This window comes from Vaginella massiliensis, assembly GCF_900089075.1.
GTDB lineage: Bacteria > Bacteroidota > Bacteroidia > Flavobacteriales > Weeksellaceae > Weeksella > Weeksella massiliensis_A.
This window is the reverse complement of sequence record NZ_LT593746.1, coordinates 204,074-216,775: the sequence shown is the minus strand read 5'-3', so window position 1 is coordinate 216,775 and position 12,702 is coordinate 204,074. Positions and strand designations below refer to the sequence as shown.

Sequence of the window (12,702 nt, the reverse complement as noted above, 5' to 3'; positions counted from 1 at the left end):
ATGCAACGACAATTACACCTATTCGATTTTGATGGAACTTTGACCAAAGTAGACACTCTGTTCGATTTTTTACATTTTAGCTTCCCTGATAGCTATCGTGCTGTTTATCTGTGTTTTGTGCCACAATTTGTGCTGGCAAAACTGAAGTTGAAAGATTCTTCGAAAGTAAAAGAAGCTTTTATTGCTCGTTTTCTGAAAGGTTATTCCAAAGCAGAGATTTCGCTGTTGGCAAAACGCTATTTTCAAGAAAATAAAGATAAAATCCTAAGACCAAAAGCAGTAGACTTTCTACAGGCTATCAACAATTATCACGATAAATACATCGTTTCTGCCTCCACAGATTTGTGGTTAGAGCCTTTCGCAGAATATTTTGGTTGCGGACTCATTTGTACGCAAGCTGCATTTAATGACAACGGAATATTTACGGGGAGTTTTGCAACGCCTAATTGCAATTACGAAGAAAAAGCACGCCGTATCCAGAACGAAATCGACCTAAAAATGTACGACGAAATATTGGCTTACGGTGACACCTCTGGCGATAAAGCGATGTTCGAATTGGCTCAAAAGCAATATTTTAAGTCGTTCAATGAATAATGTATATTTGTCTTAAAAAAACTAAACAATGAATGAAATTTTAAACAAGAAAAAAATTCTAATTTCTTCTGTCATCATCATATTGTTGAAAACCTTATTTTTTCTTACTAAACACATACAGGAAGACGCACTGATTTCTTGGCGTGTAGCCCGTAATATTATGGAGTATGGCGTGTATGGCTACAATGGAGCAGAAAAAATTTCGGCTTCAACGACTCATTTATATGTGTTTATTGGCGTTATATTTCAATCAATTTTTGGCCAGGAAAATTTCGTGTATCCATTATTGATTTTCAACACTATTCTATTGACTATCGGAATTTATTGGTTGGGGAAATTGTTGTTTTCATCTACCAATCAAGTGATATTGTTTATCCTCTTTGTTAGTTTTTTACCTCCGGCTATAAAAATTTCTATTTTAGGGATGGAATTCGGCTTACTTTTCTTTCTCTACATGGCATTGATAAAATTTGGATTGGTAGAAAGAAAAAATTGGGCGTTCATCCTGCTCCCGGTTTTTATCTTGTGGACAAGGATAGACACGTGTATATTTCTTGGGGTTCTGTTTGTTTTTGACTGCATTCAACAACGCAAATGGAATACAGCATTGATGCTGGGTGGAATTTTAGCTATACTTACAACGCTTGCTTTCAATTGGTTTTATTTTGGCGAAATTGTAAACAATACCATCACTTCCAAAAAAAACAATTATGAAATGCCTTCCATATCACAGCGTTGGGCAGCTTTCAAATTTTTTGGGCCAAATTTTTTTGGAATGATTAAGTTTCCAACTTCGATTTATAATTTTTCTACGATTTTATTGTTCATCATTTCTTCTGCATGCCTCTATGTTTTGGCAGAGAAATGGGACACGCAACGCAAAAAAGTTATCGGATTTTTATTTGTGTTCGGAATCATTAAAACGCTCATATTCGGAATGGCAAATTCTTGGTTCGATTGGTATTACTGGATTCCACAAATCTGTTTGTTTTTACCAATTATCGCACTAGTTTTAGATTCGGACAGATACAAAACATTTGCTGTTGCCTACTTTTTACTCGTATTTATTCCTTTTACAGCTTATCAGGCGGTACACTCTATTGCGACTGGTCACGGTGAGTGGAATCATGCACGTAAAATAGGATTATATCTGGACTCGATAGAACCAAATAAGAATAAGTATATTTTTTTAGAACCAGCAGGGTATATTCCTTATTTTTCAAAATTAAAGGTAATAGACTATGTAGGTTTGGTAGATAAACGACTGACCGATGAAAATATCGTGAAAAATGGAAAAGCAGTAGGGTTCTCTAATTTGATTAACAAGGCAAAACCAGATTATATTTTAGAAGATTTCAAGCCAATGTTCAAAGGAGAATTGGCAGATATATCCATCTATGATGATTACGAATTGATCAAAGAATTTAAGATTGCCGATGTCGCCAAGTCCGATAACCCGATTTTGGATAAAATCTATAAATTCAAACCTTCCGGGCGGGATTTTTATCTTTATAAGCGAAAATCAACTGCAAAATAATGGGAGATAAAAAGAAAATATTAATACGTATTGGCTCGCTTCGTCATGGGGGTGCCGAAAAAGTATTGGTCACTTTTCTGAAAAATCTTTCGCCAGACCAATACGAAATCGACCTGTTGTTGAACCTCTACTCGGGAAAATACCTAAAAGATGTTCCATCTTGGATCAAGGTTTATTACCTGAACAAAGGCGAAATGATTACAACAAATCGACTTCAAGATATTCCTCAAAAAGCGTTTCGAGTTATTTATCAAGCTATGCTGAAGCGATTTCCGAAATTGTTGTACAAATTCATTTTACCCCAGAAAAACTACGATATCGAATTTGCAGCAATTCACGGGATGGCCGATGAAATTCTAAATTCGCCCATTCGTTCGTCAAAGAAAATCGTTTGGATTCATAACGATCTCTCCAACATTCCAGAATACACCGAAGATCGATTGAAAACATTTTTCAAATTTGATCGCATTTTGGTGATTTCAGAGAAAATCAAACAATTGTTTTTAGATTTGGCATCGTCCGAACAAGAAAAAAGCAAAGTTGTTCGCATTTACAATCCGATTGACGTGGAAGAAATCAAGCGTTTGTCAACAGCGACTTGCGACATACAGAAAAGACAAAGCGAACCAACGTTTCTTTCGATCGGAACAGTCTTTCCGCAAAAAGGTTTCGATCGATTGTTGCGAGCGCATCGCCGTTTGTTGGATGAGGGATTCCAACATCAGATTTGGATTGTTGGCGATGGCTACGATTTTCCGAATATCAAAAAATTGGTAGATGAACTACAAGTGAATAAAACAGCTCATTTGATCGGCTTCAAAGAAAATCCATACCCTTATTTCACCCAAGCAGATTATTATATTTTGTCGTCGCGCTACGAAGGTTATCCAACGGTGTTGTTCGAGGCGATGACATTGGCAAAACCAATTATAGCCACCGATGTTTCGGGCGTGAGCGAAATGCTGCAAGACGGCGAATTGGGTTATATCGTCGACAATTCAGAAGAGGCAATCTATAACGGAATGAAATTTTTTATCCAACATCCCGAAGAGGCTGAAAAATATCAACAAAAAATTCAGGCAAAAGCCTTACCTTTTGAACTGAAGAATGCCGTGAACTCGATCGAACAATATTTAAACCTTTAAGATGAAAACAATTATTCAGAAAGATTTTTATAGAAATTTCGGATATTGGACCAACGCTCCTTTGTTCAAAGGATTTATGAGTCCAGGTTTTCGTTTTATCTATTTTCTGCGAAAAGCCCAACAATACCCAATGAAACATCCGTTAGGATTCTTTTATCGATTATTGTTGAGGAGATATTCTATAAAATACGGCTATCAAATTTCGGCCAAAACCGAAATCGGTGCAGGTTTGCATTTGGGGCATTGGGGACATGTTGTGGTGAATCCCAAAGCGAAAATCGGGAAGAATTGTAATTTAGCTCACGGTGTGACAATCGGACAAACCAATCGTGGCGAATCGAAAGGGTATCCAACGCTGAAAGATGATGTTTGGGTGGGAACAAATGCGGTGATTGTTGGAGGAATTACGATAGGAAACAACGTTCTGATAGCGCCAAATAGCTATGTAACACGCGATGTGCCCGACAATTCGATTGTGGTAGGAAATCCGATGCGCATTATACTCAATGAAAAAGCAACCGAAGGATACATCAACAACAGAATCGATTAGGCTTTGAAAACAATACTATTCATATTGCCAGACCTCAATCAGGGTGGCGCAGAGCGAGTGATTACAACGCTTTGTAACGAGGTGGATCGCACAAAGTTTTGCCCGAAACTGGTGTTGTTCAAAAAAGAAGGGCATTACCTGAATCATCTGAAAGAGGATGTCGAAATTATCGAATTGAAGGTTTCGCGAATTCGTTATTCGATTTTTAAAATTGTTCCTTTGATAAAAAAACTCCAGCCTGCTATTGTTTTCACAGGTTGGGGCGAGATTTCGGCATTTCTATCGCCGCTGATTCCGTTTTTCAAGAAAACCAAATTCATCACACGAGAGACCAACGTTGTTTCGCAACATGTGACCCGAAAAGAAATTTTGTTTTTTTACCGATTTTACAACAACTTTCATCAAATCATTGCGCAAAGCGATGATATGAAAGCCGATTTGATAAAAAATTTCGGAATCGCAGAAAATCGGATTGTGAAAATCAATAATCCGGTTGATTTCGATTTGATTGATCGAATGAGAAGAGAAAATACGGCGGTAGGATTCGACACGAATTTTAAAAATATTGTGGCAATCGGAAATCTTTCGCCACGTAAAGGCTTCGATTTGCTGTTGCGCGTGATGAACGAATTGAAGGAAGAGAAAATCTGGCTGACGATTTTGGGTGACGGCGCCTATAAAGCAACTTTGTTGCAACAAAAAGCAGACTTGAAACTCGATAAAGTGAGTTTTATTGGCAATGTTGCGAATCCGTTTCTTTACTTGCAAGCAGCCGATTTGTTTGTGCTTTCTTCGCGATACGAAGGATTCCCAAATGTGTTGTTAGAGGCTGGCGCGTGTGGCACCTACAGCTTGGCGAACAATTGTCTTGGCGGAATCTCCGAGATTATTCAAAACAAAGTCAATGGTGAAATCCACTCGATTGCAGATACAAAAGGCTTTGCCAAGAAAATCATTTCCGTTTTAGCCCAAAAACATTCGGCAGAAGAAATCAAGCAGAGCATTTATTCGCGTTTTAGTAAGCAGATCATTATTCAACAATACGAAACCATTTTTGAAAAATTATAAATGAACTCATCGCCCAAAATATCTGTCATTGTGCCGGTTTACAATACCGCAGCGTATTTGCCGAAATGTCTCGATTCTATTCTGAATCAGACTTTTTCTGATTTTGAACTGTTGGTTGTAAACGATGGATCGCAAGACGATTCGCACCGAATCTTAGAAGAATATGCCCAAAAAGATGAGCGCGTGCTTGTCATCAACAAAGAAAATGGAGGGTTGAGCGATGCGAGAAATTTTGGATTGGATGCTGCAAAAGGCGATTATATTGCGTTTGTTGATTCGGATGATTATATCGATTTGCAGATGTTAGCATCGATGCTTGGTTTGGCAGAAAAGCATCGGTCCGATATTGTTTTTTGTAATTTGGTAAAGGTTGATGAAGACGGAAAAGAATTTCGAGATTTACCGCAATCGCCGCAACTTCCCGAGAAAATTGTCTTGCAAGAAGATCTGACGATTTTTGGTGAGATGAGCTGTTTTGCGTGCAACAAATTGTTTAAGCGTTCTTTGTTCGAAAAGCATCGTTTCCGAAAAGGAATTCATTTCGAAGACATCGAATTGATTCCGAAATTGGTTTTAGATTCTATGATTATCTCGAAAATCAATCAGCCTTATTATAAATATTTCGAACGCCAAAATTCTATTACGAAAACCCATACCCAAAAAGGTCTGGATATGTTTTTGGCTATCGAAAATGTAACCAATTATTTCGAGCAGAGTTCCTATCAGCATTTCAGAAAAGATTTGGAACGCTTTCAGATTCTGCAAGGATATTATTCATATTTGGGCTATGTTGCCTATGTAAAAGACCGAAAATTGAGGTCGGAAATGATCGATCGGTTGAAAGTTTTTTTGAAGTCGAATGGATTATCGGTACAGAAAATCAAAAATTTACAACGCTTTGATTCGAAATATATAGTAAGTTTGCCATTAAATAAAAGAATTTATTATTATTTATCTTTTATCAATTTAGACCTATTAAAAAAAATCTAAATGAGTTTTATATACAATTTCATTGTATTGATTTTGTCCATTGGCGCTATACAAGAAGTGTCTAAAGATATGATTATCGATAAGTTGTATTATCGGCTTATTGTACTGATTATGATTCTCACGGCCGGAATGGGGTATGCCCTTAGTCCGGATTGGGTTGCATATTTTGAAACCTTTAAGATGATTGGTGAGACTGCCATTTCAGATATTGCACGCTTTGGCGAATTGGTAGGGATGGAATCGGGGTATCTTTATCTGAATTACTTTTTGTATTCGATGGGGTTTGATTTTGGTGCGTTGACTTTGGTTGTTGTGACGGTTTCGTTGATGCTCAAATCCTCGACATTTTATCGTTATGCAGGTTATCCAATGTTAGCATTGTTGATGTATTCGATACCCAACTATTTTTTCGAAGAGCATGTGCACATCAGACAAGGATTGGCAAACGCTATCGCCATGTATAGTGTACGTTATGTAATCGATAGGAAAATTTGGCATTTTCTCTTGTGTATCACGATCGGCTATCAATTTCACGAGTCCATAATTGTTTTTGTTTTAGCCTATTGGATAGTGAAAATTAGAGTGTCGACTCCAGTAATTGGAGTAGCAGTAATCGTCGCGATTATAGCAAATTTTACCGGGCTTACGAGTATAATTGATACCATTATGCAGTTCATGCCAGTAGGTCAGGATAAGTACGAATCCTACGAAAGCGATTTGATGCAAACGGGCGAGTTTGCAGTAGGGGATATTGTAAAATTGATGACGGTAGGGGCAATCATGCTCTACAATAAAAATACAGAGGATGACGAACTTTATATTGCCTTTCGTAATTTATTTCTAATGGGCGTTGTTTTATACTTCTTCTTAGGGAAAGGTATTTTTGGTATTCGACTGCCAGGTTATTATACCGTATTTTTAGGTTTGGTTGTTTGTCGAGTATTGGTGAATTTGAAGAATATTTCAGTAACACGGAATTTTGTATTTTATTCTTTTTTCACCTATACCATTGTATTGTTTTTCTGGTTGCAAATAAAACAAGGGCATAAGTCAAATTTTGGAAATTATCGAACGTTTTTTCATCCAACAGCGGTTTACGGTCTATGGCGTTAGTATCAATCATTACACCAGTATACAATTCTGCAGCGTTCATCAAGCAGACCTATGAATCGATAAGTGCACAGACGGTTACCGATTGGGAATGGTTGGTTGTGGACGATTGTTCGACCGACGATTCGGTAAAAATCATAAAATCAATAGCCGACGATAGAATAAAATTGATCGTTTTAAATCATAATTCTGGAGCCTCGGAGGCTAGAAACCAGGGGCTGAAGCAAGTAGAAGGTCGTTACATCACTTTTATTGACAGTGATGATCTTTGGAAAGAAGATTTTTTAGAAAAAAGTATCAATTATTTGCAGCAACACAACGAAGCTTTGGTGTACAGTAATTACGAGCGGGTAAATGATGAATTGGTGAAAATACTGCCAGATTTCGAAGCTGTTGATTATGTAGATTTCAAGCGTTTGCTGTACAATTGTCCTATTCCTATGTTAACTGCACTTTATGATAAAGAAAAAGTTGGTTTAGTAAAAATTCCCGATGTACCTTTGCGAGAAGATCATGCGATGTGGTTGGATATAATGCGAAGAATCCCTCATGCGAGGGCTTTGAATGAAGCGCTTGGCATATATAGAATACGTGACAATTCAGTCTCGCGTAACAAAATTAAAATTGCGTTCAAACAATTTGATGTATATTACCGATACTTGAATTTGAATGTTTTCAGTTCGGTGTTTTATACAATTTGTTGGGCATTTAACGGTCTAAAGAAATATGGAAAGCTTTAAAATACTAGATTACCTCTACTCGTTGAATATCTCGCCTATCTATATCAATGTGGTTGGAGCATTCCTTGTTTCTTTGATGATTACAATGATTTCGATACCAAAAATTATCAGGGTGAGTCACAGAAAACAATTGATGGATGTTCCTGGGCATCGAAGCTCTCATTTCCAGAAAATTCCTACTTTAGGTGGCGTTGCTATTTATTTTGCATTGGTAATCGCTTATTCTATCTTTTCATCAGAAATTAATTACAATTATTCGTTCTTTTTGTCGTCCATTACCATTTTGTTTTTTGTAGGGTTGATGGATGATTTATTAGTCGTGGCTCCTGATAAAAAATTATATGCCCAAATCATCAGTTCGTTGTTGATCATTTTTGGATCTGGAATTCAAATTTCAACATTTGGCGGTTTATTTGGTGTTTACGAACTGCCCTATCTGATCAGTGTATTGTTCACTGTTTTTGTATTTATTATCCTCAATAATGCTTATAATCTTATCGATGGGATTGATGGGCTTGCAGGTACAGTTGGTATTATTATTTGCGCTACTTTTATTATTATTTTTTATCGTTTGTACGATTATTCAGCAGGTGCATTAGCAGTAGCAGTACTTGCTGCTTTGTTGGGATTTTTACGATTCAATTTATCAGAAAAGTATAAAATTTTTATGGGTGATACGGGATCGATGGTAATAGGGTTTATACTAACGTTCTTGTTGATTAGATTCCTTTACATCAGTTCACAGCCAAATTTTCATCTTACGACTGCACCCGTTATTGGATTGTATATTTTTGCGATCCCGATTATTGATACAGTTTCGGTCATTACCATTCGTTTACTCAACAAGAAACACCCTCTCCGTCCAGATAAGAATCATATCCATCATCAACTGATTTTTTTAGGGTTGAATCATAAACAAACCAGTCTGCTCATTGGTGTAGTGAATGTGGTGTTCATTGTATTAGGCTTTCTTTTACGGAGAATGGAGCCCAATCTTTTTTTCTTGTTATCTTTGATATTATCTTTTAGTTTTGTAGCCATTATACATTACCTAGTGAAAAAGAAAAAGTTAAAACTAAGCCTTAATGAAAAATAAATTATTTAATCCGATTTTTTTATTTCTGTTCTTACTGTCAATTCAATCCTGTATATCGCTAAAAGACATTCAGTTGATACAGCCAGATGAGCGATTGAAATTGGATCAGAAAGGAATGATAGACTTTAATAGACCAACATATCACATTCAGAAATACGATAATATTCTGATTAAAGTCTCTTCGAGAGAGCCAAGCTCAATGGGGATTTTAAGTGATTTTATCGTAAATAATTCTACTTCTGGAGGAGCAAATACAAATACAAATACAAATACAAATACAAATAGAGGGGTATACGTGCGAGAAGATGGAACGATAGAGTTGCCTAGGATTGGTAAAATTCATTTAGAAGGGCTTACTATCGAACAAGCTCGAGAGAAGATCAAAACAGAGTTTTATAAAATTTATACACCAGAAGGAACTTTTATAGATGTAGAGTTGGCTGGTATTGAATATACTATAGTCGGTGAAGGTGCAAACGGGACTTACTCTACTAACCGTAGAACACTTTCTATGTTAGAAGCTTTGAGTAGATCAGGCGGCGGAAATGGAAATATCTACCAAGATCTGAAGAATATTCGCGTGATAAGAACAACTCCTCAAGGTACTCAACAGGTATTTATTGACATGACCAAGGAGTCGATAATGAATTCTGAGTACTATTGGGTTCAGAACAACGATATCATCGTAATCAACCCACGCAAAGAAAAAGTTTGGGGCGTAGGATTGAATCCACTGTCTGTCGTGACTACAGTTATGGGTGTATTGGCAACAGTTTTAGGAGTGTATTTGTTTTTTGATAAATTATAATGAACATGCAGGAAACGAATAAAACAAATACGGTTATTAAAAACAGTCAAAAAACGCAAGCATTACCGTTAGATTTTGAGCGGTTGATTCCTCGACTTATCAATCATTGGCCATTATTTGTTGCTTCCATTCTTTTGGCGTTAGGGATAGCCTATTACCTCAACAATTGGCATTTCAGTAATGTTTATCAGTCGTCTGCAACATTTCGTGTAGGTAGTGGAATCAACAGTAATTCGGCTGCCAGCGCTTCTAATTCGATTAATTTCATTTGGGGAGGTTCAAATAATAGAGTCCAAACATTGTCCTACGTCATGTCTTCTAGAACACATAATAACTTTGTGGTAAAAGAAACGCAAGGATATGTGTTTTACTATGAAGAAGGAAGATTAAAAAAATCGGACTCCTATAAATTAGATGCGCCCTATAACATCGAAATTGATACTACCCATAATCAAATCATCAATCAAGAAATCTATATTGAGCCCGTCAATGAGACGACGTTTAAGATTTCGAGAGCGACTGGAACAGGACGAGTTTATAACTATCAGCACGATTCGATTATCAATCGAAAAGGATATCTAAAAACTCCAATGGTGGCAAAATACAATCAATGGATAGAAGGGACTAACTATCGGTTCAAGGTCAAGAAAAATCATATAGCTTATCTACCAGACTATAAATATTCATACAAGCTGGTTACGTTGAATGAGGCAATAAGTCGTGCGGCTCAGAATATTACCATTGCACCTATTCAAAATGGTTCGAATATAGTATCGGTAAAGAAAACGGCAACAAACTTAAATGAAGCCACTGATGTCATCAATAATTCCTTAAAAGTATTGATGCGTAATGAATTAGCTGAGAAAAATCTTGCGGCAAATAAGACAAAAAATTACATCAAAGATCAATTGAGTCGTGTGAAAAATAAGCTCGATAGTGCTTCGAACAATCTCACTGCCTTGCAACAAGCTGAAGGTATTTACGATTTCCCTGGTAAGAAATCGGAGATCATTTCGGGCATCACCGAGTTGGATCGCCAACGGGTGATGATGATCGACAAGATCAATTCTTTGAACTCTCTCATTCCAAAAGCAAACAATAGCGTCAACAACATGATTGCGCTGAATATTGCAGGCTTAGACGTTGCGTATTATATGTCTTATGTGAATGAGATCGAAAGCTTGGAAAATCAAAAGAAAGAGATGTTGATGATTTACCAGCCTCAAGCAGAGGAGATAAGATTGATTGATGAAAAGATTCGAGAGGCTAGAAACTCGATCGACAATGTGGTGAGGGCGCATAGACAAAAATTGAACACCGAATTGCGCGATATTGAAAGCAAATTAAGTGAATACGAATACCAAGCACAATTTTTACCTCAACAAGAATTTAACTTCTTAGAAGCAAACAGAGGTTTTGCAATTAATGACGAGGTATACAATAATTTAATGACCCAATTGAATAATGCCGAATTGCAAATCGCCTCAAATGTTTCTGATATCTTAATAGTGGATGAGGCTAAAAATTTAGGTCAGAGACCTATTTACCCAGATCACAAAGGCAATTATTTGAAAGCATTGTTGATCGGATTTTTACTACCTTTTGTTTATGTAGTGTTGCGAGAGTTGTTCGATACGAAGGTAAAAGTGATAAAAGATATCACAACACGCACCGATATTCCACTATTAGGTATGATCGGGAATTTAGGAAACTTTAGCCCTCTGGTTGTTATCAATCGTCCAAAATCTGGAATTTCGGAAAGTTTTCGTGCTGTGCGATCGAATATTAAGTTTTTATACAAAAAACCTAATCTTCACCCTACCAATAAAACAATCTTGGTTACCTCATTTATCAGTGGTGAGGGGAAAACCTTTGTTTCGATGAATATCGCTTCGGTATTTGGAGCGGGTGATAAAAGAACATTGTTGATTGGTTTGGATTTGCGTAAGCCGAAAATTTTCGATGATTTCAAAATCAACAATTACGTTGGGGTAACCAATTATCTGGTTGAAGATATCGACATCCAAGAGGTGATCCAGCGAACAGAATTACCAAATCTTGACGTTATCACAGCTGGACCAATTCCGCCCAACCCTTCAGAATTGATTCTGAGTAGCAAGATGGAGCAAATGATTCATCAGTTAAAAGACATTTACGATTATATCATCATCGATTCGCCGCCAATTGGCTTGGTTTCTGACTCGTATGATTTGATGAAATTTGCCGATGCAACTTTATACATCAGCCGCCATAATTATTCGGAACGCAACTTCCTGAAAGTGATCGACTCTAGGTATAAAGATGGAGAACTGACCAATATTGGGATTGTGCTCAACGATTACCAAGTGAAAATGGGCTATGGATATGGCTATGGCTCAGAGTATGGTTATGGTGTAAACTATGGTTATGGTTATGGCTACGGCTATTTCGAAGAAGATGAATATTATGAAAACAATTGGGTTGGGATAATCAAACGATTCTTTTCGCAATTCAGTAAAAAATCTAAACGATAGATGTTGAAAATCATATTCGATAAAACGCTTGCATTAATCCTGTTAATTTTATTAGCGGGATTAATTGTTTTATTGATTATTCTAGCAACGATTGATACAAGACAGTTTGGTGTTTTTTTTCAAAAACGGGTAGGCTATCAGGCAAAACTTTTTACCATTTACAAAATACGAAGCCTGCGTACAGCAAATCATCAACACCATATGTCAAAATTCGGGAAGTTTATCCGCAAGTTCAAGTTGGATGAGTTGCCACAGCTTTATAATGTGCTCATAGGCGATATGAGCTTTGTAGGGCCTCGCCCAGATATAGCGGGCTATGCCGACAAATTGCAGGGGGATGATCGAATAATACTGACTGTAAAACCAGGGCTAACAGGGCCGGTGCAACTCAAATACCGAAACGAAGAACAATTGCTTGCCGAGCAAGAAAACCCGCAGAAATACAACGATGAAGTGATTTGGCCCGATAAGGTAAAAATCAACAAAGCCTATGTGCAAAACCAGAGTTTTTGGTCCGACATAGGCTATATGATCAAAACAATTTTTTAGTC

12 protein-coding genes are annotated in these 12,702 nt (G+C 36.9%); all 12 read left to right on the top strand.

What is annotated here, in order from left to right; genetic code table 11:
- The 12 genes from BN8061_RS02230 to BN8061_RS12010 are packed head-to-tail and all read left to right on the top strand — an operon-like array spanning position 1 to position 12,700.
- Positions 1-594 carry an HAD-IB family hydrolase gene (locus BN8061_RS02230; protein WP_068596099.1) on the top strand — a complete coding sequence of 198 codons (594 nt, stop codon included), beginning with the start codon at positions 1-3 and terminating at the stop codon, positions 592-594.
- A gap of 28 nt (positions 595-622) precedes the next feature.
- The gene (locus tag BN8061_RS02225) at positions 623-2,131 is read left to right on the top strand and encodes a hypothetical protein (RefSeq protein WP_068596098.1); all 1,509 of its coding nucleotides are present in this window, start codon (positions 623-625) and stop codon (positions 2,129-2,131) included.
- On the top strand, positions 2,131-3,276 hold the full coding sequence (locus BN8061_RS02220) for a glycosyltransferase (protein ID WP_068596097.1): 1,146 nt from the start codon (positions 2,131-2,133) through the stop codon (positions 3,274-3,276). The genes BN8061_RS02225 and BN8061_RS02220 overlap by 1 nt, the downstream gene beginning before the upstream one ends.
- 1 nt (position 3,277) lies before the next feature.
- Positions 3,278-3,826, top strand: coding sequence for a serine O-acetyltransferase (locus BN8061_RS02215; RefSeq protein WP_068596096.1), 549 nt, complete (start codon positions 3,278-3,280; stop codon positions 3,824-3,826).
- Positions 3,827-3,829: 3 nt separating this feature from the next.
- Entirely contained in the window at positions 3,830-4,894 is a 1,065-nt protein-coding gene (locus BN8061_RS02210) for a glycosyltransferase (protein WP_068596095.1), read from the top strand.
- Positions 4,895-5,884, top strand: coding sequence for a glycosyltransferase family 2 protein (locus BN8061_RS02205; RefSeq protein WP_068596093.1), 990 nt, complete (start codon positions 4,895-4,897; stop codon positions 5,882-5,884).
- Entirely contained in the window at positions 5,885-6,997 is a 1,113-nt protein-coding gene (locus BN8061_RS02200) for an EpsG family protein (RefSeq protein ID WP_068596091.1), read from the top strand.
- A complete protein-coding gene (locus tag BN8061_RS02195; RefSeq protein WP_068596085.1) occupies positions 6,988-7,734 on the top strand; it encodes a glycosyltransferase family 2 protein in 747 nt (248 codons plus the stop codon). Before BN8061_RS02200 ends, BN8061_RS02195 begins: the two co-directional genes overlap by 10 nt.
- Positions 7,721-8,830: a glycosyltransferase family 4 protein gene (locus tag BN8061_RS02190; RefSeq protein ID WP_068596083.1), complete on the top strand. Its 1,110-nt coding sequence runs from the start codon at positions 7,721-7,723 to the stop codon at positions 8,828-8,830. The genes BN8061_RS02195 and BN8061_RS02190 overlap by 14 nt, the downstream gene beginning before the upstream one ends.
- The gene (locus tag BN8061_RS02185) at positions 8,820-9,638 is read left to right on the top strand and encodes a polysaccharide biosynthesis/export family protein (protein WP_068596080.1); all 819 of its coding nucleotides are present in this window, start codon (positions 8,820-8,822) and stop codon (positions 9,636-9,638) included. Before BN8061_RS02190 ends, BN8061_RS02185 begins: the two co-directional genes overlap by 11 nt.
- A gap of 5 nt (positions 9,639-9,643) precedes the next feature.
- On the top strand, positions 9,644-12,151 hold the full coding sequence (locus tag BN8061_RS02180; RefSeq protein ID WP_068597864.1) for an exopolysaccharide transport family protein: 2,508 nt from the start codon (positions 9,644-9,646) through the stop codon (positions 12,149-12,151).
- Entirely contained in the window at positions 12,152-12,700 is a 549-nt protein-coding gene (locus BN8061_RS12010; RefSeq protein ID WP_068596078.1) for a sugar transferase, read from the top strand.
- The last annotated feature ends 2 nt before the right edge of the window (positions 12,701-12,702 follow it).

Bases quoted from the DNA above. Each gene is read 5' to 3' on its own strand.
- BN8061_RS02230 (WP_068596099.1), top strand. From the start codon at position 1: ATGCAACGACAATTACACCTATTCGATTTTGATGGAACTTTGACCAAA.
- BN8061_RS02225 (WP_068596098.1), top strand. From the start codon at position 623: ATGAATGAAATTTTAAACAAGAAAAAAATTCTAATTTCTTCTGTCATC.
- BN8061_RS02220 (WP_068596097.1), top strand. From the start codon at position 2,131: ATGGGAGATAAAAAGAAAATATTAATACGTATTGGCTCGCTTCGTCAT.
- BN8061_RS02215 (WP_068596096.1), top strand. From the start codon at position 3,278: ATGAAAACAATTATTCAGAAAGATTTTTATAGAAATTTCGGATATTGG.
- BN8061_RS02205 (WP_068596093.1), top strand. From the start codon at position 4,895: ATGAACTCATCGCCCAAAATATCTGTCATTGTGCCGGTTTACAATACC.
- BN8061_RS02200 (WP_068596091.1), top strand. From the start codon at position 5,885: ATGAGTTTTATATACAATTTCATTGTATTGATTTTGTCCATTGGCGCT.
- BN8061_RS02195 (WP_068596085.1), top strand. From the start codon at position 6,988: ATGGCGTTAGTATCAATCATTACACCAGTATACAATTCTGCAGCGTTC.
- BN8061_RS02190 (WP_068596083.1), top strand. From the start codon at position 7,721: ATGGAAAGCTTTAAAATACTAGATTACCTCTACTCGTTGAATATCTCG.
- BN8061_RS02185 (WP_068596080.1), top strand. From the start codon at position 8,820: ATGAAAAATAAATTATTTAATCCGATTTTTTTATTTCTGTTCTTACTG.
- BN8061_RS02180 (WP_068597864.1), top strand. From the start codon at position 9,644: ATGCAGGAAACGAATAAAACAAATACGGTTATTAAAAACAGTCAAAAA.
- BN8061_RS12010 (WP_068596078.1), top strand. From the start codon at position 12,152: ATGTTGAAAATCATATTCGATAAAACGCTTGCATTAATCCTGTTAATT.